This window comes from Synechococcus sp. CCY 9618 (assembly GCF_019038415.1).
Classification (GTDB): Bacteria; Cyanobacteriota; Cyanobacteriia; order PCC-6307; family Cyanobiaceae; genus Cyanobium.
Map to the genome: position 1 here is coordinate 1 of NZ_JAFKRG010000031.1, position 22,455 is coordinate 22,455.

Sequence of the window (22,455 nt, forward strand, 5' to 3'; positions counted from 1 at the left end):
GCTCCTCCGCCCGCCCCAGCTGCGTGGCCAGCAGCACCGGGGTGCCGGCCGGCCGGCACTCCCCCAGCAGCTCGATGGCTCTGCCCAGCTGCCAGGGACGGCCGAGGGAGCGGGGGTTGTAGAGAGCCACCACGAAATCGCCGCTGGCCGCGCCCCGGAGGCGCCGCTCGATCACCTCCCAGGGGGTGAGCCGGTCACTCAGGCTGATGGTGCAGAAGTCGTGCATCAGGGGCGCCCCCGCCCGGGCGGCAGCCAGCTGAAGGGCCGAGAGCCCTGGGTGCACCGTGAAGGCGGGGCGGTCGAGGTCAGGCAGCTGCAGCCAGAGCTCCAGGGCCAGACCCGCCATGCCGTAGATGCCACTGTCTCCCGAGGAGATCAGGGCCACGTCGATGCCCTGGCGGGCCAGGTCGAGGGCCTCGGCGCAGCGGGCCCGCTCCTCCGTGAGGCGGCCTTCGCGGCGCAGCTGGTCGGGCCGGCGCAGGGGTTCCAGCAGATCGAGGTAGAGCCCGTAGCCCACCCAAACGGTTGCCGCGGCCAGGGCACGGCGAGCATCGCCGCTGAGCAGGTCGATTGCGCCGGGGCCGGATCCCACCAGATGGAGACTGCCCCGCTGTGGCGCCCACTGGCGATCGGCCTGGGCAACGGCCAGGGTGCCGGCGCCCCGCTCCCCGGCGCCGGCCCGCTCGATCCGCTTCTCCACCAGCAGCCCGGCGGTTTCGGTCGGGGAGGCCGCCGGGTCCGACGCGTGGCATGCGGCCAGATGCGCCGCTGCTTCGGCCACGCTCGGGGTGCCCATCTCCCGGGCCACCGCCTCTGAGGGGTGGGGCACTCCGATGCCGGACAGGCTGGCGGCGTCGTAGAGCCGCAGGGGCCAGCCGTGGCGCTCGGCCAGGCCCAGCAGGGCGGGTTCGTCCCCCTTGCGATCGATGCTGGCCAGTCCGGCCACGGCTTCGGGGGCCAGTCCGGCCGTCTCCAGCCCTCGGTTCACCAGTCGCTCCAGCAGGCTCAGACTCGTGTCCCGCTCGCAGCCGATGCCCAGCCAGAGGCTGGGGGGATGCCAGCGGCAGCCGGGGCCGCTGCGCGGCCCGATCACCAGGTCCGGGGGGACTGATTCCAGGCTGGGGCCTGTCGCGTCCAGCTCCTGCCACAGATCGGTGCCGCTTTCCTGGAGGCGGGCGCTGCGGCGGCCCCGGGCCTCCTGCACCATCAGCCGGCGCCAGTCACCGCCACCCCGGCGCCAGCCCCAGGCCAGGCCGAAGGAATCAAGGGGCAGCCGGCCCCGGGCGGCGCCGGCCCCGGTGAGCACCGCCTGGCCGTCGACCAGGGCCGCGATCTCCTGGCTGAGCCGATCCCCCCCGGCGGCGTGGCCCCCCAGAAGAGGCACCACGAAGCGACCGTCCGGATCCACCACCACCACGGCGGGATCGCTGTCCTTGTCGGTGATCAGTGGGGCGATCAGCCGGGTCATCAGGGCGCAGGCGCCGACGGCCACCACCGCGCTCGCCCCGGGCCACTGGTCTGCCAGCCAGGCGGCCGATCCTCCCTCCTCCTGGCCCCGCACCACAGTCAGGACCCCCGCCTGGCGGAGTCGCTCAAGCATCGGTGCGGCCGTCGGGCCGAAGCCGATGCCGACGATCCGGCGCTCGCCGCCGCTCACGACGCCAGCCTCTGGCGCAGCCGCTGCAGCCGGCCGGGGGGAGCCCCGTCGGCGGCCGGCGCATCCGCGGGCGCCGCAGCTGGTTCCCCTGCCACAGGGTCGGCGTCGGCAGGATCCGGGTCCGGGGCCGGGACGGCCTCCACGGCGGCAGCCGCCGTGGCGTCGTCGGGAGCGATCGGGACGGTCTCCGGCTCGCCTGGTTGCACCGGGGCTTCCACCGGCTCGTCGGGGGCCATCGCCGCTGGCGCCTCCGGTGGCATTTCCTGTTCCTGTTGCTGTTCCTGTTCCGAGGCCGTCGCGATCTCAGGCTCGGCTCCCATCGGCGTGGCCGTTTCGGGCTCGGATTCCCCTTCCTGCTCCTGCTCTGGCTCCGGCTCGGCCGGGGGTGGGGCCTCGCCCAGCAGGCTGGCCAGCTCGGCGGGCTCCAGGCGGTCCCCCTGCCAGCGGGGCCGCTGGCCGCCGGGTTCCAGCAACACTTCGCCCACCAGGCTGTTGAAGGGTGGGTTGAGGGGCTCGCCGATGCCATCGAGCAGCTCCAGCTGGATGGTGTTGCTGCCGGTGCGCCAGCCCTCCAGCCACAGGGGCGTCTGGTGATCCACCAGGAAGCTGTCACCGTTGACGCTGACCCGCAGCCGCCAGCTGGCGTCGCCGGCCCTCAGGTTCTGCAGCGGAGCGTCGAGCAGCAGCCAGTCGAGCAGCAGGGGCGTGGCCGCGGCTTCACCCCGGGGGCTGACGGCGATCAGCTGGGGACTGCCCGGAGCGGGCTGGCTGAGGGGGTTGCTGGCGACCCGGTGCAGCCGGATCTGGCGCTGGGCGCCGGGGCTCTTCACCACTTCGCCCCAGGGCCGGGCCGCATAGACGGTGAGCCGGTGGCTGCCCGGTTCCAGGGGCCGCATGGTGGTGGAGGTGGTGGTCAGCGGCAGGGGGGGATCCCCATCCAGCTGCACCACCAGATGGGCCCCGAGCCCCAGGGAGCCGGCATCCGCCAGGGGCCAGTCCTCCACCCGCAGCCGCAGCTCCCAGGGACCTGCCGGCAGCAGAGCCCCATCCGCCGGGGAGAGGATCTCCACCCGGGGGCGTCGCCCGTCGAGGGCCTGCTGCAATTGCTGTACCGCCGGTGGAGGGGCCACTTCCTGCAGGCCGGAGCGGCCCATGGCGAGGGCGCCGGCAGGCGGGGTGGCCGCATGACGGCGTCCCGGCAGGGAAAGGGAGAAGGCCGGCGCCGCCGTCAGGGTCAGCACCAGCACCAGAAGCACCACCGCCAGGGCGGCCCAGGGCTGGGCAGCGTTCAGCCCCTCCCATCCCTGTTCTTCGCCCCTGCGGCCCACGCGCTCTGTCCGTCGTTCGTGCGGGCCATTCTGCTTCCGGGGCGGAAGCCGGAAAAACGGCAGTTGAATCGGCCCGGAAAATGACGCAAAAGGTTATAGGAACTCGGCCATTTTCCTGATTGTTACGTTGTTGACAACCTGTCGCCAGACCGTAGTCGCAGCCTTGGAAGCGCCGGGATTAAACCTTTGTGACTGGCGGCCGATTCGTCTTGTTTTCGACCCCTATACTTCCGCCAGCGGTCCCCTTTCGGGGCCCAAAGCCCCAGTCGTGGCAAGGGTTTTCTCCCCCTCTGCGACTGGTGCCCATGGCCGGCTCAACCCGGTCATGGGGCCCACCGATGGAGCCGGGCCGGTCGTCAGACCAGCCTTCCGCGTCCGTCGAAGGGGTGGACCTCCACCTCGACCCCGTCCCTCGAGGAACGTCTCGATGACCATCAGCCCACCAGAGCGTGGGAAAACGGCGAAGGACATGGTTGACCGGAACCCCGTTCCGGCCGATCCCGCAGTGTTCGGCAAGCCCGGCCACTTCGATCGCACCCTCGCCAAAGGTCCCAAAACCACCACCTGGATTTGGAACCTCCACGCCAACGCTCACGATTTCGACAGCCACACGAGCGACCTCGAAGAGGTCTCCCGGAAGATCTTCAGCGCTCACTTCGGCCACCTGGCCGTCATCTTCATCTGGCTGAGCGGCGCCTTCTATCACGGTGCCCGCTTCTCCAACTACACCGGCTGGCTGGCCGACCCCCTGCACGTCAAACCCAGTGCCCAGGTGGTCTGGCCGATCTTCGGCCAGGAAATTCTCAATGGTGATGTGGGGGCCGGCTTCCACGGCATCCAGATCACCTCAGGCCTCTTCCATGTGTGGAGAGCCTGGGGCTTCACCAGCGAGTTCCAGCTCCTCTGCACCGCCATCGGTGCCCTGGTGATGGCCGGCCTCATGCTTAACGCCGGTGTCTTCCATTACCACAAGGCAGCCCCGAAGCTGGAGTGGTTCCAGAACGTTGAGTCCATGCTCAACCACCACCTGGCCGGTCTGCTCGGGCTCGGGTCCCTGTCCTGGACAGGTCACCTGCTGCACGTGTCGCTGCCCACCACCCAGTTGATGGATGCCATCGACGCCGGCACCCCGCTGGTGCTCAATGGCAAGACCATCGCTTCGGTGGCCGACATCCCGCTCCCCCACGAATTTCTCAACCAGGATCTGCTGACCCAGCTGTTCCCCGGCTTCGGCGTGGGGATCTCCGCCTTCTTCACGGGCAACTGGGCCGCCTACAGCGATTTTCTCACCTTCAAGGGTGGGCTGAATCCTGTGACCGGCAGCCTCTGGATGACGGACATCGCCCATCACCACCTGGCGATCGCGGTGCTCTTCATCGTGGCGGGTCACATGTACCGCACCAACTGGGGCATCGGCCACAGCATCAAGGAAATTCTCGAGGGCCAGAAGGGCGATCCCCTGCTGTTCCCCGCGCCCAGAGGTCACGATGGGCTCTACGAATTCCTGACCACCTCCTGGCACGCCCAGCTGGGTCTCAACCTGGCGCTGTTCGGTTCGCTCACGATCATCGTGGCGCACCACATGTATGCGATGCCTCCGTATCCCTACATCGGTATCGACTACCCGACCCAGCTGTCGCTGTTCACCCACCACATGTGGATCGGCGGCTTCCTGATCGTCGGCGCAGGTGCCCATGCGGCCATCGCACTCATCCGCGACTACGACCCGGCCAAGAACATCGACAACGTGCTCGATCGGGTGCTCAAGGCCCGTGATGCCCTGATCAGCCACCTCAACTGGGTGTGCATCTTCCTGGGCTTCCACAGCTTCGGCCTTTACATCCACAACGACACGATGAGTGCCCTGGGTCGTCCCCAGGACATGTTCAGCGACACCGCGATCCAGCTGAAGCCCGTCTTCGCCCAATGGATCCAGGGCCTGCACGCCGCCGCCGCCGGCACCACCGCACCCAATGCGCTGGCCGGTGTGAGCGAAGTGTTCAACGGCACCGTCGTCGCTGTCGGTGGCAAGGTGGCCGCCGCGCCGATCCCCCTGGGAACGGCCGACTTCATGGTCCACCACATCCACGCCTTCACGATCCACGTCACCGTGCTGATCCTGCTGAAGGGTGTGCTGTATGCGCGCAGCTCCCGCCTCGTCCCCGACAAGGCGAACCTGGGCTTCCGCTTCCCCTGCGACGGCCCCGGCCGTGGCGGTACCTGTCAGGTGTCGGCCTGGGACCACGTGTTCCTCGGCCTGTTCTGGATGTACAACTCCCTGTCGATCGTCATTTTCCACTTCAGCTGGAAGATGCAGAGCGACGTGTGGGGCACCGTCAATGCCGACGGCAGCGTCCAGCACATCACCAACGGCAACTTCGCCCAAAGCGCCATCACCATCAATGGCTGGCTGCGGGACTTCCTCTGGGCTCAGGCCGCACAGGTGATCAACAGCTACGGCTCGTCCTCCAGTGCGTACGGTCTGATGTTCCTGGGTGCCCACTTCGTCTGGGCCTTCAGCCTCATGTTCCTCTTCAGTGGCCGCGGCTACTGGCAGGAGCTGATCGAGTCCATCGTCTGGGCTCACAACAAGCTGAAGGTGGCTCCCGCCATCCAACCGCGGGCGCTTTCCATCACCCAAGGCCGTGCCGTCGGTGTCGCCCACTACCTGCTGGGCGGTATCGCGACCACCTGGGCCTTCTTCCTGTCCCGACTCATCGCGGTCGGCTGACCTCCACCTGACCTTTCCCAATGGCAACGAAATTTCCTTCGTTCAGCCAGGGTCTGGCACAGGACCCGACAACCCGCCGTATCTGGTACGGCATCGCCACGGCTCACGACTTCGAGAGCCATGACGGAATGACGGAGGAGCGGCTTTACCAAAAGCTGTTCTCCACCCACTTCGGTCACCTGGCGATCATCGGCCTCTGGGTTTCGGGCAACCTGTTCCATATCGCCTGGCAGGGCAACTATGAGCAGTGGGTCGCCGATCCGCTGCATGTCCGTCCCATCGCTCACGCGATCTGGGATCCCCACTTCGGCCAGGGCGCCATCGACGCCTTCACCCAGGCGGGCGCCACCTCACCGGTGAACATCGCCTACTCCGGTCTGTACCACTGGTGGTACACGATCGGGATGACGACCAACATGGAGCTCTACCAGGGTTCCATCTTCATGCTGATCCTCTCGGCATGGGCCCTGTTCGCCGGCTGGCTCCATCTCCAGCCCAAGTTCCTGCCTTCCCTGGCCTGGTTCAAGAACGCTGAATCGCGGCTCAACCACCACCTGGCTGTGCTGTTCGGCTTCAGTTCCATCGCCTGGACCGGCCACCTGGTTCACGTCGCCATCCCCGAATCCCGGGGTCAGCACGTCGGCTGGGACAACTTCCTCTCGGTCTCACCCCACCCCGCCGGTCTGGCTCCGTTCTTCACCGGCAACTGGGGCGTCTATGCCCAGAACCCTGACACCACCGGTCAGGTGTTCGGCACCTCCGAGGGGGCCGGCACCGCGATCCTCACCTTCCTGGGTGGTTTCCACCCCCAGACCGAAGCGCTGTGGCTCACGGACATCGCCCATCACCACCTGGCCATCGGCTGCCTCTTCGTGATCGCCGGCCACATGTACCGGACGAACTTCGGTATCGGTCACTCGATCCGCGAGATCCTCGAAGCGCACAATCCCCCCAAGGGAACGCCGTTCGGGGGTGCCCTGGGCGCCGGCCACAAGGGCCTCTACGACACGATCAACAACTCCCTCCACTTCCAGCTGGGCCTCGCCCTTGCTTCCCTGGGGGTGATCACCAGCCTGGTGGCGCAGCACATGTATGCGCTGCCGTCCTATGCGTTCATCGCCAAGGACTACACCACCCAGGCGGCCCTCTACACGCACCACCAGTACATCGCCATCTTCCTGATGTGCGGTGCCTTCGCCCACGGTGCGATCTTCTTCATCCGCGACTACGACCCGGAAGCCAACAAGGACAACGTCCTTGCCCGGATGCTTGAGCACAAGGAAGCCCTGATCAGCCACCTGAGCTGGGTCTCCCTGTTCCTCGGTTTCCACACCCTGGGTCTCTACGTCCACAACGACGTGGTGGTCGCCTTCGGAACCCCCGAGAAGCAGATCCTGGTGGAGCCTGTCTTCGCCCAGTTCGTTCAGGCCGCCAGTGGCAAGGCTCTGTACGGCATGGATGTGCTGCTGGCCAACGCCGACAGCATCGTCAGCAACCCTCCCGGACCGGGTGGTTACTGGATTCCGGGCTGGCTGGATGCGGTGAATGCGGGGGACAACTCCCTCTTCCTGCAGATAGGTCCTGGCGACTTCCTGGTGCACCACGCCATCGCGCTGGGTCTGCACACCACCACCCTGATCCTGGTGAAGGGTGCCCTGGATGCCCGGGGTTCCAAGCTGATGCCCGACAAGAAGGACTTCGGCTACTCCTTCCCCTGCGACGGCCCCGGCCGTGGCGGCACCTGCGACATCTCGGCCTGGGACGCCTTCTACCTGGCGGTCTTCTGGGCCCTGAACACCGTGGGCTGGGTCACCTTCTACTGGCACTGGAAGCACCTCGCCATCTGGCAGGGCAACGTGGCCCAGTTCAACGAATCCAGCACCTATCTGATGGGCTGGTTCCGCGATTACCTGTGGCTCAACAGCTCCCAGCTGATCAACGGCTACAACCCGATGGGATCCAACAACCTGGCTGTCTGGGCCTGGATGTTCCTCTTCGGTCACCTGGTGTGGGCCACCGGCTTCATGTTCCTGATCTCCTGGCGGGGTTACTGGCAGGAGCTGATCGAGACCATCGTCTGGGCGCATCAGCGCACGCCTCTCGCCAACCTGGTGGGCTGGCGCGACAAGCCCGTCGCCCTCTCGATCGTTCAGGCCCGGGTGGTGGGTCTCGCCCACTTCACGATCGGCTACATCCTCACGTACGCCGCTTTCCTGATCGCTTCCACTTCCGGCAAGTTCGGCTGATCCCTCAGCCCCTTGCCCCCTTTCGAGGGACGGTTCCACCCCCGGCGTCAGCCGGGGGTTTTTTCATGGTCGTGCTCCCGGGCCGCGCTTCCGGCTCGGCCCCAAGGGCTCCACAGGGTGCGGGCTTCTTCAGCCTCCTCCAGCTCCTGGAACGTCGCCCAGACAAGGGGCACAGAGAGAGTCCAGTGGCTCTGGCCCAGCTGACCCCTGGACGTGCTTCCTGGCCACTGAAGACAGGACCCGTGGCCACCCACCACCCCTGGCCGCTGGTCTGCTGAGGCTTCTGGTCGAGGTCCTGTCCCGATCGCATGGTCCCTGCCCCCAACCCGGACTGCCCCTTGTCCCCAGACGCTCCAGCCGATCCAGGGCGAACGCCGTCCCCCGCGTCACCCTCCCTGCCAACAAAAAAGCCCCGCCCGGGGGCGGAGCGAGGAGAGGGGGGAAGCCCCGCGCAGCGGGGCTGGGAACGTTGCCCTTCGGCGGGGGCTCAGCCGACGCTCCAGACGCCGCCGGCGATGTTCGCCAGGGGGGACTGGATGGCGGTGCTGCAGAGGAACCAGGCGAAGGCGGCGCCGCCGCAGCCGCCGAGCCAGAAGCCGCTGGCGAACTCGGCCCAGCCGGCTTTGGTGAACAGGTCGGCCGGGGGGTTGTCGATGGTGGCGTCGGGCGGCTGCACGCTGGGGCCGCTGCCGGCGGTGCCGTAGATCGACAGGCAGATGGTGAGGATCGACACCAGGCCGACGGTGGCGAGCAGGCCTGCCGTGCTCGCGAACTCCGTGGCCCGCAGGGGACCGGCGTAGGCGAAGGGGCCATAGAGGAAGTAGCCGTGGGCCATGCCCACCTCCAGACCCCGCCGATTGGGGGACAGGGACGGTCTGTAGGCCGGCAAGGCATTCAGGAAGGCCTTGGTGAAGTAGCTGCTGTTGACGGGGGTGGCCAGATTGCCGACGGTCGGGTCGGCCACGGGGGTCACGGTCATGGGAGGCGGGTCGGGTGGTCGTCAGAAGGGGAGGCGGATGACGCTGGGGCCGGGGCCGGTCGTCAGTCGGTCGCCTCGATCACGTTGAACAGCAGGGCCATGGCCACCGCCGCGCCGAGGATTCCCACCAGGGGAACCATCACGGAAGGCATCCAGGCAACGGCAAATTCACCAGTCATGGCATGGGCCAGTAAGAACCGCCGGTACTGTAAGGAGCCCTTCCTGTCTGGCTTCTCAGGGACCCGAGGGGCGACATAAAAGTTCAGCTGCTGCCCCGCAGCGTGGCCCGCACCCGGTAGATGGGTCGCCCCTGGCTTTCGTGATACGTGCGCATCTGCAGCTCGGCCAGCAGGCCGAAACAGAAGATCTGCACCCCGCTCAGGATGGCCAGCACCGCCATCAGCAGCAGCGGCCGGTTGCCGATGTCGGCCCCCAGCATCAGCTTTTCGCCCACCAGCCAGGCGGCGATGGCCAGCCCCGCCCCCATGGTCACCAGGCCGGCGAAGCCGAACACATGCATCGGCCGGGTCAGGAAGCGCTTCATGAACCAGACCGTCAGCAGGTCCATCAGCACCCGGAAGGTGCGATCAATGCCGTAGTTGCTGCGGCCGAACCGGCGGGGATGGTGGGATACCTTCACCTCGCCGATCCGGGCCCCTTCAATGAAGGCCAGGGCCGGCAGGAAACGGTGCAGTTCTCCGTAGAGATTCATGTCGCTGAGCACCTCCCGCCGGTAGGCCTTCAGCGAGCAGCCGTAGTCGTGCAGCCGTACCCCCGTGACCCGGGCGATGAGCCGGTTGGCCAGCAGGGAGGGCAGCAGCCGGTTGAGGGCCCCGTCCTGGCGCTGGTGGCGCCAGCCGCTCACCAGATCGAGTCCGTCCTGCTCCAGGCGGGCCAGCAGCAGGGGGATGTCGGCGGGATCGTTCTGGAGATCCCCATCGAGGGTCACGATCACTTCGCCGCTGCTGACATCGAAGCCTGCGGCCATGGCGGCGGTCTGGCCGTAGTTGCGACGCAGCAGCACAGCCACCAGTTCCGGCACGCGGTCGACCAGGTCGGTCAGCACCGCCTGGGTGCCGTCCTTCGAGCCGTCGTCCACCAGCACCAGCTGGAAGGATCGGCCCAGCGGCCGCAGAGCTCCCAGCAACTGCTCGACCAGGGCGGTCAGGCTGGCCTCCTCGTTGTAGAGGGGCACCACCACCGAGAGTTCAGGATTCTGGGCCAAAGCAGCTCCGCCATGACCCCCCGGGGCCGGAGTTCCGAACTTAGGGGGGCAGGGGACTGCCGTCATGGCTGTGCATCACCCGTCCCGCCCCGCGCAGCTCGGCGCGGTAGTGGCTGGCCACCGGATCCCGGTTGTGGGGGTGGATGTCATCGATGCCGATGCCGTCCCGGCCGTGCTGCCGCCCGGAGCTGTGCAGGTAGCGGCCGCCGCCCAGGTGCAGCCCCACGTGGGTACAGCGCCGGGAGGTGCCGAAGAAGATCAGGTCGCCGGGAGCCAGCAGGCTGGTGATGCCGCTGCGGACCGCCACAGGCCGGCAGAAGCGCTCCTGCAGATAGGCATCCCGGGGCAGCCAGATGCCGGCCCGGGCGAAGGCGGTCTGCACCAGTCCCGAGCAGTCGAAGTCCGGGCCCAGGGTTCCGCCCCAGAGGTATCGGTTGGGCTGGTGGCGGGCGGCCTCGGCCCATGCGAGCACCTCCTCCAGGCGAGCAACGATCCGGCTGCGGTCCAGGCGGGCCAGGGAGGGCGGCCGGGCGGGGCAGGCCCGGGCTTCCAGCTCGTCGCTCTCCACCCAGCAGGGGTAGCCGTCCTCGTGCAGCCGCACACGCAGTCGTTTCGAAACGCCGGCAGCGGAGGGGGCGCCGGCCGCTGTCAGCACCTTCAGGTGGCGGCCCGCCCGCACCTGGGTGGCCAGCCCTGGCCCGACCGGCCGGCTGTAGGCCTCCAGCGGCTGCGTCAGGGCCCAGCAGCTGCCCGGCGCCGGCAGGGTGCCTAAGGTCGCCATCACATGGTGTCGCCGCTGATGGCGTTCTACAGCCCTGATCCGGCCATGGCCCAGATTCTCGGCCAGCTCGTCGCCCAGCTGGAGCAGGACGGCCGGCCGGGGCTGGGGGAGCAGCTTTCGGTCACCTGGCTGCGGTACGGGGCTTCCCTGATCGGCGCAGCCGATGCGATGGGCCACGAGACGTTCTGGGGCCAGCCGGTGACGGGGGCCAACTGGTCGGGGGAGCGACCGCGCTACCCCGCCAGTGTGGTGAAGCTGGTGTATCTGGTGGCTGCCGAGACCTGGCTGCAGCGCCAGCTGATCGACGATTGCCCCGAGCTGCGCCGGGCCCTGGCCGACATGGTGCGGGACTCGGGCAACGACGCCACTTCCCTGGTGCTGGATCTGCTCACCGGGACCACCAGCGGCCCGTCCCTGCCCCCGGAGCGGTACCAGGCCTGGTGCCGTCAGCGGCAGCTGGTGAATGGCTGGCTGGCCAGCCTGGGCTGGAGCGAGACCAGGGCGGAGAACGCCTGCCAGAAGACCTGGGCCGAGGGCCCCTACGGCCGCGAGCGCGACTTCTACGGTCCTGGACTGGAGAACCGCAATCGCCTCAGCACCGACTTCACGGCCCGCCTGCTGCATGCGGTGGTGGCTGGAGGGATCGTGTCCCCGCCGGCCTGCCGCCGCATGATGGACCTCCTGCAGCGCTCGCTCGACCCGGGGGAGCGGGCCGCCGATCCCGAGAACCAGGTGGATGGCTTTCTCGGGGCCGGGCTGCCGCAGGGGTCCCGGCTGTGGAGCAAGGCCGGCTGGATGAGTCAGGCCCGTCACGATGCCGCCTACCTGGAGGTGGAGGGCAGGATGCCGATGCTGCTGGTGGTCTTCAGCGAGGGAAGGGTCAGGGCCGCCGATGCCACCCTGCTGCCGCAGATCGCCTCCGCCCTGCTGGCCGCCTGAGTCTGCGTAGCATCATGCTGCGCCGTTCCGCCCCCTTGGCTGCCCTGCCGGTCGATGTGGTCCCGCTCGCCCTGGGGGCGGCGGTGAGCCCGATGCTGCTGGTGGGACAGATGCGCACCCTCACTGCTCCTGGATCCGGCCTCAGGCAGAGCTGGGCCTTCGTCGCCGGCAACGCGGCCGTGGTGGCGATCTGGGCCCTGCTGGGGCTCGGTTCGGGCGTCTCCCTGCCCGCCCGTCCCACCGCGGGCGCCGATCCGGTGTCAGCGGGGATCCATCTGGTGCTGGCCCTGGTGCTGCTGGCCATCGGCTGCGGTGCCCTGCAGCACCAGGGCGCGATGGCGTCGGCAGAGGAGGCCCCGGGAGGGGGGGCGGGCCGATCACCGGCCCGTTCCTTCGGGCTGGGACTGGCCCTCATGGCCGGCAACCTCACCTCCCTGGTGCTGTATCTGCCGGCGCTGCAGGACCTGGCCCGCGCCGGCCTCCGGCCCGATGTGCTGGTGACCCTGGTGCTGCTGGTCAGCCTGATCACCCTGGCGGCCTCGCTGCTGCCGCCCCTGGCCCTGACCTTCACCGGCGGCTGGGGTCGGGCCCGGCTGGAGCAGCTCTCCCGGTGGACGCTGATCCACCAGCGCCAGATCAACGCCGGGCTCTGTTTCGTGTTCGCCGCCTATCTCACTTTCAGTGGCCTGGCCAGGCTCTGAGGGGCCTGGCGTCGGTGCCCACGGTGGGGCCTGGAACGGAGAGGGAGGGATTCGAACCCTCGACAGAAGTTGCCTCCTGTAACTCCTTAGCAGGGAGCCGCTTTCAACCACTCAGCCACCTCTCCAGTGGCCCAGAGAGCTTATCAGGGCTCAGCCGCCGACTCCGGGGCGATGGGCGCTCCCGGTTCCGGAGCCACCGCCAGGCGCGGCAGGCGGTGCTTGAAGCCGCAGAGGATCTCCCAGGGAATCGTGCCGCAGCGCTCGCTCCAGTCGATCGGGCCGATCGCCTGCCCCTGCTGTTCCCCCAGCAGGGTGACCACGCTGCCCACCTCGATCCGGGGAGCGTCGGTGGCGTCAATCACCAGCTGGTCCATGGTGATCGCGCCCACCTGGGGCAGGCGCCGCCCTTCGAACAGCACCTCCATGCGGTCGGAGAGCTGGCGGGGCACGCCGTCGGCGTAGCCGATCGAGACCACCGCCAGCCGGCTGGGGCGGCTGGTCCGGAAGCGGTGGCCGTAGCTCACCCCGACCCCGGCGCCCACCTCGCGCAGCAGGGTGACCCGGGCATGGATCCCGAGGGCCGGCCGCAGGGGCACGACCCCGGCCAGGTGGGGGGCCGGTGGGTGGCCGTAGAGGGCCAGGCCCACCCGCACGAGGTCGAAGTGCTGCTGACGGCTGCGCAGGGTGCCCGCCGAATTGGCCAGGTGACGGCACCCGGCCTCCAGCCTCTGCTCCGCCAGGCTGGTCAGCACCGACTCGAAGCGCCGCTGCTGGAGCTCGCTGAGGCCGTCGTCCTCCCCGGGGGCGGCATCGGCGCAGGCCAGGTGGGAATAGATCCCCACCAGCTCGATGGCGTCCATGCCGCCCAGGGCCGCCACCAGCCGGGGTCCCTCCTGCCAGTCGGCGCCGAGGCGGGCCATGCCGGTGTCGAGCTTGAGCTGCACGGCCATGGCACGGCCGCTGCCGCTGGCCAGGTTCTGGCACAGGAGCGCCTCCCGCATGCTGCTGAGGGTGGGCATCAGCTGCCAGCGCAGGCAGCTGCGCAGTTCCTCGGGCTGGGTGAGGTTGCCGAGAACGAGCACCGGGGCCCAGATGCCGGCGCGCCGCAGCTGCACCCCTTCCGCCAGGGTGGCGACGCCGAAACAGGCCGCCCCCGCCTCCAGGGCGGCGCGGGCCACGGGCAGGGCGCCGTGGCCGTAGGCATCGGCCTTGACCACCGCCATCAGCTGGGTGTCAGGGCCGATGTGGCGCCGCAGGGCCCGCACGTTGGCCTGGATCGCCGCCGTGTTCACCTCCACCCAGGCCCGCTGCCGCGACTCGCCGGTCTCCTCCGTCGCGCCGGCCGGGACGAGCGAGGAACGGGTCATGGGCGGGACGTATGGGAGCAGGCCATGATTCTCATGGGAATCCCGTTAGCATGCCGCCTATCCAGCGGACTGGCATGGGCCACGTTCTCGTTCTGAATGCGTCCTACGAACCGCTGAACATCACCACCTGGCGTCGGGCCATGGTGATGCTGCTCAAGGGGAAGGCCGAAGGACTCGAGCATGACCCCGAGCGTGCCATCCGCCCGGACCATTTCCTGCCCACCGTGATCCGCCTGCGCCAGTTCGTGCGGGTTCCGTACAAGCAACTGCCCCTCACCCGCCGCAACGTGTTCCAGCGCGACGGCCATTCCTGCCAGTACTGCGGCTTCAGTGGCGACCAGCTCTCCATCGACCACGTGGTGCCCCGCAGCCGCGGCGGCACCGACATCTGGGAGAACGTCACCACCGCCTGCCTGCCCTGCAATGTGCGCAAGGGCAACCGCACCCCCCGGGAGGCGGCCATGCCCCTGGCCCGGGAGCCCCGCCGCCCCCTGGGCAGCCTCAGCTTCGAGGCCAACCGCCGCATCCGCTCCGGCCAGCACCAGGAGTGGGCCAAATACGTGATCGGCGCCTGAGCAGCCCACGCTTCAGCCTCCCGTGCCGCTGGCTTCCAGGGCCAGGGCCTCGAGGGCCTGGCGCTGCTCCTCGGCGATGCAGGCGCCGATCAGGTCGTCAAGCTGGCCGGTGAGCACGGGTTCGAGGGAAAAGTTGCGCCCCAGCCGGTGGTCGGTCACCCGGTTGTCCTTGGCGTTGTAGGTGCGGATCTTCTCGCTGCGGTCGCCGCTGCCCACCTGGGCGCGGCGCACGGAGCGCTCCTCGGCGTTGGCCTCCGCCAGCTGGCGCTCGTTGAGCTTGGCCCGCAGGATCTCCATGGCCCGCTCCCGGTTCTGGAGCTGGGAGCGTTCCTGGGTGCAGAACACCCGGATGCCGGTGGGCTTGTGGAGCAGATCCACGGCCGTTTCCACCTTGTTGACGTTCTGGCCACCGGCGCCCCCCGAGCGGGCCGTGCTGATGTCCAGATCGCCGGGATCGATCTGCACCTCCACCGGGTCGGCCTCGGGCATCACCGCCACGGTGGCCGTGGAGGTGTGCACCCGTCCCTGGGATTCGGTGGCCGGCACCCGCTGCACCCGGTGCACGCCCGCCTCGAACTTCAGCCGGCTGTAGACCGCCTCGCCTCGGATCGCCAGGATCAGTTCCTTGTAGCCCCCCAGATCCGCCTCCGAAGCACTCACGGGCTGCACCTGCCAGCCCTGGCCCTGGGCGTAGCGCTCGTACATGCGGGCCAGATCGCCTGCCCACAGGCTGGCCTCGTCGCCGCCGGCGCCGGCGCGGATCTCCAGCATCACGCTGCGCTCGTCGCGGGGATCGGAGGGGAGCATGGCCAGGGTGAGACGCTCCCCCAGGGCAGTGAGGCGCGCCTCAAGGCTGACCAGCTCCTCGGTGGCCAGGGCGGCCAGCTCTTCGGCGTCGGCGTCGCCCCGGGGCTCCTTCAGCAGCGTCCGGGCCTGCTCCCGTTCCTGCTCCAGCTTGCGCAGCTGGTGGTAATCGTTGACCAGGGGCTCGAGCCGGGCCCGTTCCCGGGCCAGCTCCTGCAGCCGGCCGGGATCGGAGGCCACCGCCGGGTCCGCCAGTTGCCGCTCCAGGGTGGTGAAGGTGCGGCAGACAGTGTCCAGACGGGATTGGAGCAGCTCGGAGTCCATGGACGGTGCCGATCAGGGGAGCGCCCTCCGGGGCGGCAGGGGGGCTCGCCGGGAACGGACCCAAAAAAACGGCCGGATGCCTGGGGCACCCGGCCAGGGAAACGCCTGGGCCGGATCAGGCTTCGGCAGCGGCAGGTTCGGCTGCAGGTTCGGCGGCTTCTGAAGGAGCCTCGGCAGGCTTGGCGGCCTTCTTGGTGCCGGAGGCGGAATCGGTGCTGCCCATGCCGTACTTGCGCATGAAGCGATCCACCCGGCCCTCGGTGTCGAGGATCTTCTGGGTGCCGGTGTAGAAGGGGTGGTTGCCGCTCCAGACGTCGACCGTGAGCTCGGGCTGGGTGGAGCCGGTGGTCATGACCACCTCCCCATTGCAGATCACCTTGGCGTCGGGATACCAGGTGGGGTGGATGTCGGGCTTCGGCATGATGAGAATCAGCGCTTGGAGAACTGGGGAGCCTTGCGGGCTTTCTTGAGGCCGTACTTGCGACGCTCCTTGGCCCGGGGATCGCGGCTCAGGTGGCCTTCGATCTTGAGCGGCTTGCGGTTGTCGGGGGAGAGGTCGCACAGGGCCCGCGCCGCGCCCTGCTTGATGGCATCGGCCTGGCCGGTGAGGCCACCGCCGCGCACGTTCACCAGCAGGTCGTACTGACTTTCCAGGCCGAGGGTCTGGAGAGGGGCCTTCACCGCCGCCAGGTAGACGGGGTTGTAGTTGAGGTAGTTGTCACCGGGACGGCCGTTGATGGTGACGCTGCCGGCTCCGGGGACGACCCGGACCCGGGCCACGGCGGTCTTGCGACGGCCCGTGCCCCAGTAGACGACGCGATTGGAGGTGCTGGTCATCGGGCGGCGGCGGCGGGATCGAGGGCGAGGGGCTGGGGCTTCTGGGCGGCATGCGGATGCTCGGTGCCCTTGTAGACCTTGAGCTTGCGGAACAGCTGACGGCCGAGGGCGTTGTGGGGAAGCATCCCCTTGATGGCCTTCTCGACGATGCGCTCCGGCAGGCGGGCCTGCAGGTGCTCGAAGGTTTCGGTCTTCATGCCGCCGGGACGGCCGGAATGGCGGCGGTAGATCTTCTGGGTGGCCTTGTTACCGCTGACGCGGATCTTCTCGGCGTTGATCACCACCACGAAGTCACCGGTGTCGAGGTGAGGGGTGAAGGTGGGCTTGTTCTTGCCGCGCAGCACCTGGGCCACTTCGCTGGCCAGTCGACCGAGAGTCTGATCCGCTGCGTCGACCAGATACCACTGGCGCTCGAGCGAATCGATGGAGGGTGGGGTTGTCTTGTTCATCGCGCCGGCGGGCCGGTTTGGGGTGAGCCCATCGCAGCAGGATGGGTCGGGACAGGAAGGATCGACCCTACCGCGTCGTCGGATCGCAGGGAGAATCGTGCGATTCCAGAAGAAATCGCGGTTGGCAATCATACCAGCCGGCCTCCGGAAACACCGGCTGCGGATAGCCCACCCGCAGCAGGCAGAGTCCCTGGGGCGGGGCGGCCTCCTTCACCTCGTGGCGGGCCCCGCTGCGCCAGCGGCGCAGGAACGCCTCGCTTTCCAGGCGGCCTTCTCCCACCGCCACCAGCTGCCCCATCAGCAGACGGACCATGCCGTACAGGAAGCCGCTGGCCTGCACCTCGGTGACCAGCAGATCCCCCTGGCGGACGATCTCCACGTCCTGCAGGGTGGTGCGGGCGTGGGCCCGACGGCTGCCCGCCCGCTGGAAGGCGGAGAAGTCGTGCTCGCCGAGCAGGGCCTCCAGGCAGCGGGCCATGGCCTGCTCATCCAGCCGCCACTGGTAGCGGTGCCAGCTCCAGGGGGCGAGAAACAGATTGGGGGTGCGTCCGTTGTGGATCGTGTAGCGGTAGCGCCGGTAGGTGGCGGAAAAGCAGGCATGCCAGTCGCCCGGCACCTCGGCGGCGGCCCGCACCCGGATCGTGGGCGGCAGCCGGCCGTTGAGGGCCCTGGCCCAGCGACCCACGGGAATGGGGCCTGCCGCATCGAAGTGGACCACCTGGGCGGCGGCATGGACGCCGCTGTCAGTGCGGCCCGCGGCCACTGCATGGACAGGACGATGGGGGTCGAGAGCCCGTATCGCAGCCTCCAGGGTCTCCTGGACGCTGCCGTTGAGAGTCTGGCGCTGCCAGCCGTGGAAGGCGGATCCGTCGTACTGGATCGAGATGGCGATCCGCCGGACTCCGGGCGCAGCCAGGGGCCCGGCAAGGGCGTCTGGCCTTGGGAACTGGGGCCCGGAGGGGGTCAGGGAGGGCTCAGACCAGCTCGATGATCGCCATCTCGGCGTTGTCACCCCGGCGACGCACGGTGCGGATGATGCGGGTGTAGCCACCCTGGCGGTCGCCGTAGCGATCCTGGGCCTTGTCGAACAGGGCGTGCACCAGCTGCTTGTCGTAGATGTAGCCGATGGCCCGGCGGCGGGCGGCAAGGGTGCCGTCCTTGGCCAGGGTGATCATGCGCTCGGCCTCGTCACGCAGGGCCTTGGCACGGGCCTTGGTGGTGGTGACCCGGCCTTCACGGATGAGCTGGGTGGTGAGGCCGCGCAGCATGGCCTTGCGTTGGTCGGCGGGGCGTCCCAGCAGGGGGACTCGGCACTGGTGTCGCATGGTGGGGACGGGGCGGGTGGCGAAGCGGGGCAGGGGTGATCGCCTTTCAGCCGCTGGTGCGGCTCTGGGGCAGGGAGATGCCGATCCTCTCAAGCGCCTCGATCACCTCGTCGGCGGACTTGGAGCCGAAGTTCTTGATCTCCAGCAGGTCTTCGTAGCTGAAGCCCATGAGATCGGATACGGAGTTGACCTGGGCGCGCTTGAGGCAGTTGTAGGCCCGCACCGAGAGGTTCAGTTCCTCCAGGGGGATCTGGGCCTCGGCCGAAGGCTCCGGCTCCAGGCCCGGCTCCTCGGCCATGGTGAGGGTCGCCAGGGGCTGGAACAGGCCGATCAGCTGGTTGGCCGCCTGGGCCATGGCGTCGTCGGGGGTGACGCTGCCGTTGGTCTCGATCTCGATGCGCAGCCGCTCGCGGGCCGAACCGCCTTCACCGACGGCGGTTTCATCGACGGTGTAGTTGACCCGGCGCACGGGCATGAAGACCGCATCGATCTGGAGCAGGTCGATGGCGGAGGTGTCCTCGTTGTGGCGATCCACGGGCCGGTAGCCGATGCCCCGCTCCACATGCACCTCCATCTCCAGGCTGTGGCCTTCGGCCACGGTGGCGATCTCCCGATCACCGTCGATCACCTGCACCTGGGGGGAGAACTGCAGATCCGAGGCCGTCACCCTGGCCGGACCGTTGACCATCAGGCGGCCGATCTCCAGGTCGCGGCTGCGGCTGTTGACCGGGACGGACTTGCAGTTGAGCAGGATGTCCAGCACGTCTTCGCGGACGCCGGGCACCGTGGCGTACTCGTGGTTCACACCCGAGAGACGCACCGCCGTGATGGCACTGCCTTCGAGACCGCCGATCAGGACGCGTCGCAGGGCGTTGCCGAGGGTGGTGGCCTGGCCCCGATCCAGGGGGCCGATCAGGAAGACGCCCGTCTGGGAACGGTCGTCGGCGACCTGGTGCTCGACCCGATCGATCTGGTAGTGCAACACGGTCTGAGGTGGAGAAAAGGGGAAGGTGGCCGCGAGCGCGGCACGGGGGAGGCGGGCAGGAGGCCGGAGGATTCCGGTCGGCTCAGACCCGGCGGCGCTTGGCCCGGCGGCAGCCGTTGTGGGGCAGGGGGGTGACGTCGCGGATCAGGGTGATCTCGAGACCGGCCACCTGGAGGGCCCGGATGGCGGTTTCACGGCCGGAGCCCGGGCCGCGGACCAGTACCTCGATCTGACGCATGCCCTGTTCCAGGGCCCGGCGGGCCGCCGCCTCGGCGGCGGTCTGGGCGGCGAAGGGGGTGCCCTTGCGGGCGCCCTTGAAGCCGCTGGCACCGGCAGAGGACCAGCTGATCACCTCACCGGCGGTGTCGGTGATGGAGACGATGGTGTTGTTGAAGGTGCTCTGGATGTGCGCGACGCCGTTCGGGACGTTGCGTTTGGCCTTCTTGGGGCCGGTCTTCTTGGCGGGCTTGGCCATGGCGGAGGTCCTGCGGATGCAGGGAGGTGATCGGGGGACTGGGGAAACCCCGGTGACGCCCTTCCGGGGAGGAGGGCGGCGGGGCTGCGGCCGAACGGCGGCCGCTGGGAGCCGCAGGCAGGGGGGGAAGGAGTTTGAGGCGGAGGAAGGAGCAGGCCGGGAGTCCCGGACTTACTTCTTCTTGCCGGCGACGGTCTTGCGGGCACCGCGGCGGGTGCGGGCATTGGTGCGGGTGCGCTGGCCACGCACGGGCAGGCCCATGCGATGGCGACGGCCCCGCAGGCAGCCGATGTCCTGCAGGCGCTTGAGGGCCATGCCCTCTTCGCGGCGCAGGTCGCCCTCGAGGATGAAGGACTCAGCGGCTCCGCGCAGCTTCTGCACGTCGCTGTCGCTGAGGTCCTTCACCCGGATGTCGGGGCTGACCCCCGATTTGGCGAGAATCTTGCGGGCCCGGGTGAGCCCGATCCCGTACACGTAGGTGAGTGAGATCTCAACCCTCTTGTCACGAGGGATATCGACACCGGCGATCCGAGCCACGTCAGGAAACGTTCAGAGGGCAATGGGGGTGGCAGCCGGAGGCGGCCGCCGTGGCAACGGCAAGGGTCAACCCTGACGCTGCTTGTGCTTGGGGTTGGTGCAGATCACCATGACCCGGCCGTGGCGACGAATCACCCGGCACTTGTCGCACATCTTCTTGACTGAGGCACGCACCTTCATGGGCGTTGTGCTCTCCGAATTTGCAAACCGCTAACGTATCACATCAGTCAACCAGTCCGGCCACGATCCGCGCCGAGATCTCCTCCACCGTGCCGGAGGCCTCCACGCTGCGGAGCAGGCCCATGTGGCGGTAATGGTCGATCAGGGGGGCGGTCTGCTCCTGGTAGACCACCAGCCGGTTGCGGATCACCTCCTCGTTGTCATCGGCCCGGCCGCGGGAGAGCAGGCGCTGGATCAGCACGCCGTCCTCCAGTTCCAGCAGCACCACCTGCTCGATCCGCTGGTCGAGCTCCGCCAGCAGGCCATCGAGGGCCTCGGCCTGGGCCAGGTTGCGGGGGAAGCCGTCCAGCAGCCAGCCCCCGTGATGGTTTTCCAGGCGGTGGCGCACGATCGCCAGCACCAGGGCATCGCTGACCAGCTCGCCGCGGGCCATCACCGCCTCCGCCTCCTGCCCCAGGGCACTGCCCGCCTTCACCTCGGCCCGCAGCAGTTCCCCGGTGGAGAGGTGCAGGAGCTGGTGACGTTCGGCCAGGAGCTCGGCCTGGGTGCCCTTGCCGGCACCGGGGGGGCCGAGGAAGAGGAGTCGCTGCTTCATGGGATGGAGAAATGAGGGGGAGGGGCTACTGGCGCACCAGCCCTTCGTAGCGCTGGGAGATGACGTAGGTCTGGACCTGCTTGGCCGTGTCGATGGCCACGCCCACCAGGATCAGCAGGGAGGTGGCCCCCAGACCCTGGAAGGTGCGCACCTGGGTGGCACCCTCCACCGCCGAGGGAATGATCGCCACGGCGCCGAGGAACAGGCCCCCCAGCAGGGTGAGCCGGTTGGAGACGCCGGACAGGTAGTCGGCGGTGGCCGAGCCCGGCCGCACGCCGGGGACGGCGACTCCCGAGCGTTTCAGGTTGGTGGCGATGTCCACCGGGTTGACCGTGAGGGAGGCGTAGAAGAAGGCGAAGCCGCAGATCAGGGCGAAGTACACCAGGGCGTAGAGCCAGGGGGTGCTGCTGTTGGGGTTGAGGTATCCCGCCACCCGGATCAGCAGGGGGTTCCTGGTGAGGTTGGCGATGGTGAGGGGCAGGAACACCACCGCCGAGGCGAAGATGATCGGCATCACCCCACCGGCGTTGAGCTTCAGGGGCAGGTAGCTCTGACGGGAGGCCAGCATGCTGGCGCCGCCCACCTGGCGCTTGGCGCTCACGATCGGGATGCGCCGGCTGCCCTCCTGCAGGAAGATGATCCCCACGATCGTCACCAGGAAGACCATCACCAGCACCACGATGCCTCCCACCGTGGCCCGATCGCCGCTCTGGGCCAGCTGGATGGTGGAGCCCAGGGCCTTGGGCAGGGTGGCGACGATGTTGATGAAGATCACCAGCGAGGCCCCCTGGCCGATGCCCCGTTCGGTGATCACCTCGCTGATCCACATCACCACCATCGAGCCCGTCACCAGGGCCAGGGAGGTCTGGACGACGAAGAGCCAGTCCGGCAGGCCCGGCAGGGCGTACTGGCGCAGGATCAGGGCGAAGACGACGCTCTGGAGGATGCCCCAGCCGAGGGCGACGTAGCGGGTGATCTGGGCCAGCTTGCGCCGGCCGGCCTCGCCCTCGTTCTTCTGCAGCTCCTCGAGCTGGGGCAGGGCCGCCGTCATCAGCTGCAGGATGATCGAGGCGTTGATGAAGGGCAGGATGCCCAGGGCGAACACCCCGAGGGTGGACAGGCCACCGCCGGTGAAGATGTCCAGGAAGCCGATCAGCTGGCCGCCCTGACGGATGAAGTCCTGGAAGGCGACCCGATCGATCCCGGGCACCGGGATGTAGATCCCCAGACGCACCAGCAGCAGCAGGCCGAGGGTGGTGAGCACCCGATCCCGCAGGCCCTTCGACTGGACCAGCTGGACGAGGATTTCAGCGGCGCTCGGATTGCGCCCCCTGCTGAGGAGCATGGTGGTGACGGGACTGTGGGGTGGGAAGCGGGGAGAGGGGCGATACGACCGGAGCCGCCTGCCGCAGCGC

The 22,455-nt window shown here is 68.7% G+C and carries 24 protein-coding genes and 1 tRNA gene; 5 read left to right on the forward strand and 20 right to left on the reverse strand.

The genetic code is table 11. The annotated features are described in order from the left end of the window. Together KUG41_RS06885 and KUG41_RS06890 are read right to left on the reverse strand one after the other, a co-directional pair. The coding region (locus tag KUG41_RS06885) for a cobalamin biosynthesis protein (protein ID WP_216902645.1) at window positions 1-1,600 on the reverse strand (1,600 nt) is incomplete at its 3' end. Between the two features lie 53 nt (window positions 1,601-1,653). Continuing rightward, on the reverse strand, window positions 1,654-2,985 hold the full coding sequence (locus tag KUG41_RS06890) for a hypothetical protein (RefSeq protein WP_216902502.1): 1,332 nt from the start codon (window positions 2,983-2,985) through the stop codon (window positions 1,654-1,656). Window positions 2,986-3,412: 427 nt separating this feature from the next. On the opposite strand from KUG41_RS06890, the gene psaA reads away from it, so the two are divergent. Beyond that, a complete protein-coding gene (gene psaA, locus KUG41_RS06895; protein ID WP_216902504.1) occupies window positions 3,413-5,716 on the forward strand; it encodes a photosystem I core protein PsaA in 2,304 nt (767 codons plus the stop codon). A gap of 20 nt (window positions 5,717-5,736) precedes the next feature. Next, entirely contained in the window at window positions 5,737-7,962 is a 2,226-nt protein-coding gene (psaB, locus tag KUG41_RS06900) for a photosystem I core protein PsaB (RefSeq protein ID WP_216902506.1), read from the forward strand. A 487-nt stretch (window positions 7,963-8,449) separates the two neighbouring features. On the opposite strand, the gene KUG41_RS06905 is transcribed toward psaB, so the two are convergent. The 4 genes from KUG41_RS06905 to KUG41_RS06920 form a co-directional block, all read right to left on the reverse strand. Continuing rightward, window positions 8,450-8,941 carry a photosystem I reaction center subunit XI gene (locus KUG41_RS06905; protein ID WP_216902507.1) on the reverse strand — a complete coding sequence of 164 codons (492 nt, stop codon included), beginning with the start codon at window positions 8,939-8,941 and terminating at the stop codon, window positions 8,450-8,452. A gap of 62 nt (window positions 8,942-9,003) precedes the next feature. Further along, on the reverse strand, window positions 9,004-9,120 hold the full coding sequence (locus KUG41_RS06910) for a photosystem I reaction center subunit VIII (protein ID WP_015109434.1): 117 nt from the start codon (window positions 9,118-9,120) through the stop codon (window positions 9,004-9,006). A gap of 83 nt (window positions 9,121-9,203) precedes the next feature. Next, entirely contained in the window at window positions 9,204-10,232 is a 1,029-nt protein-coding gene (locus tag KUG41_RS06915; protein ID WP_216902509.1) for a glycosyltransferase family 2 protein, read from the reverse strand. Continuing rightward, window positions 10,207-10,947 (reverse strand): C40 family peptidase, encoded by a 741-nt coding sequence (locus KUG41_RS06920; protein ID WP_216902511.1) that lies wholly within the window; start codon window positions 10,945-10,947, stop codon window positions 10,207-10,209. The genes KUG41_RS06915 and KUG41_RS06920 overlap by 26 nt, the downstream gene beginning before the upstream one ends. An 18-nt stretch (window positions 10,948-10,965) precedes the next feature. Here KUG41_RS06920 and KUG41_RS06925 point away from each other — a divergent pair, with 18 nt between their 5' ends. Together KUG41_RS06925 and KUG41_RS06930 are read left to right on the forward strand one after the other, a co-directional pair. Continuing rightward, window positions 10,966-11,886: a serine hydrolase gene (locus tag KUG41_RS06925; RefSeq protein ID WP_216902513.1), complete on the forward strand. Its 921-nt coding sequence runs from the start codon at window positions 10,966-10,968 to the stop codon at window positions 11,884-11,886. Between the two features lie 14 nt (window positions 11,887-11,900). After that, window positions 11,901-12,587, forward strand: a complete 687-nt coding sequence (locus KUG41_RS06930; protein ID WP_216902515.1) for a GAP family protein — start codon at window positions 11,901-11,903, stop codon at window positions 12,585-12,587. A 36-nt stretch (window positions 12,588-12,623) separates the two neighbouring features. Here KUG41_RS06930 and KUG41_RS06935 read toward each other — a convergent pair. Next, window positions 12,624-12,712: transfer RNA gene (locus KUG41_RS06935), tRNA-Ser, on the reverse strand. A gap of 18 nt (window positions 12,713-12,730) precedes the next feature. Beyond that, window positions 12,731-13,954 carry an alanine racemase gene (gene alr / locus KUG41_RS06940; protein ID WP_216902517.1) on the reverse strand — a complete coding sequence of 408 codons (1,224 nt, stop codon included), beginning with the start codon at window positions 13,952-13,954 and terminating at the stop codon, window positions 12,731-12,733. Window positions 13,955-14,028: 74 nt separating this feature from the next. Here alr and KUG41_RS06945 point away from each other — a divergent pair, with 74 nt between their 5' ends. After that, entirely contained in the window at window positions 14,029-14,529 is a 501-nt protein-coding gene (locus tag KUG41_RS06945; protein ID WP_216902519.1) for an HNH endonuclease, read from the forward strand. A 12-nt stretch (window positions 14,530-14,541) separates the two neighbouring features. Here the strand turns inward: KUG41_RS06945 and prfA are convergent, their stop codons facing one another. The 12 genes from prfA to secY all read right to left on the reverse strand — a co-directional run bounded on the left by prfA (window position 14,542) and on the right by secY (window position 22,385). After that, window positions 14,542-15,657, reverse strand: coding sequence for a peptide chain release factor 1 (prfA, locus tag KUG41_RS06950; RefSeq protein ID WP_216902521.1), 1,116 nt, complete (start codon window positions 15,655-15,657; stop codon window positions 14,542-14,544). A 115-nt stretch (window positions 15,658-15,772) separates the two neighbouring features. Continuing rightward, a complete protein-coding gene (rpmE, locus tag KUG41_RS06955; protein ID WP_216902523.1) occupies window positions 15,773-16,078 on the reverse strand; it encodes a 50S ribosomal protein L31 in 306 nt (101 codons plus the stop codon). A gap of 8 nt (window positions 16,079-16,086) precedes the next feature. Beyond that, a complete protein-coding gene (rpsI, locus tag KUG41_RS06960; protein WP_216902525.1) occupies window positions 16,087-16,494 on the reverse strand; it encodes a 30S ribosomal protein S9 in 408 nt (135 codons plus the stop codon). Beyond that, the gene (rplM, locus tag KUG41_RS06965) at window positions 16,491-16,943 is read right to left on the reverse strand and encodes a 50S ribosomal protein L13 (RefSeq protein ID WP_216902527.1); all 453 of its coding nucleotides are present in this window, start codon (window positions 16,941-16,943) and stop codon (window positions 16,491-16,493) included. The genes rpsI and rplM overlap by 4 nt, the downstream gene beginning before the upstream one ends. 67 nt (window positions 16,944-17,010) lie before the next feature. After that, complete coding sequence (truA, locus tag KUG41_RS06970; protein ID WP_216902646.1) at window positions 17,011-17,910, reverse strand: tRNA pseudouridine(38-40) synthase TruA; 900 nt, start codon at window positions 17,908-17,910, stop codon at window positions 17,011-17,013. Window positions 17,911-17,917: 7 nt separating this feature from the next. Continuing rightward, window positions 17,918-18,268, reverse strand: a complete 351-nt coding sequence (gene rplQ, locus KUG41_RS06975) for a 50S ribosomal protein L17 (protein WP_015109423.1) — start codon at window positions 18,266-18,268, stop codon at window positions 17,918-17,920. 46 nt (window positions 18,269-18,314) lie between these two features. After that, a complete protein-coding gene (locus tag KUG41_RS06980) occupies window positions 18,315-19,253 on the reverse strand; it encodes a DNA-directed RNA polymerase subunit alpha (RefSeq protein WP_216902529.1) in 939 nt (312 codons plus the stop codon). 82 nt (window positions 19,254-19,335) lie between these two features. Then, window positions 19,336-19,728, reverse strand: coding sequence for a 30S ribosomal protein S11 (gene rpsK, locus KUG41_RS06985; RefSeq protein WP_035830892.1), 393 nt, complete (start codon window positions 19,726-19,728; stop codon window positions 19,336-19,338). A 171-nt stretch (window positions 19,729-19,899) separates the two neighbouring features. Further along, complete coding sequence (gene rpsM / locus KUG41_RS06990; protein WP_216902531.1) at window positions 19,900-20,265, reverse strand: 30S ribosomal protein S13; 366 nt, start codon at window positions 20,263-20,265, stop codon at window positions 19,900-19,902. 66 nt (window positions 20,266-20,331) lie between these two features. After that, complete coding sequence (gene rpmJ, locus KUG41_RS06995) at window positions 20,332-20,445, reverse strand: 50S ribosomal protein L36 (protein ID WP_006173336.1); 114 nt, start codon at window positions 20,443-20,445, stop codon at window positions 20,332-20,334. 43 nt (window positions 20,446-20,488) lie between these two features. Continuing rightward, window positions 20,489-21,040 carry an adenylate kinase gene (locus tag KUG41_RS07000; RefSeq protein WP_216902533.1) on the reverse strand — a complete coding sequence of 184 codons (552 nt, stop codon included), beginning with the start codon at window positions 21,038-21,040 and terminating at the stop codon, window positions 20,489-20,491. A 25-nt stretch (window positions 21,041-21,065) separates the two neighbouring features. Beyond that, the gene (gene secY, locus KUG41_RS07005; protein WP_216902535.1) at window positions 21,066-22,385 is read right to left on the reverse strand and encodes a preprotein translocase subunit SecY; all 1,320 of its coding nucleotides are present in this window, start codon (window positions 22,383-22,385) and stop codon (window positions 21,066-21,068) included. Between the last annotated feature and the right edge of the window lie 70 nt (window positions 22,386-22,455).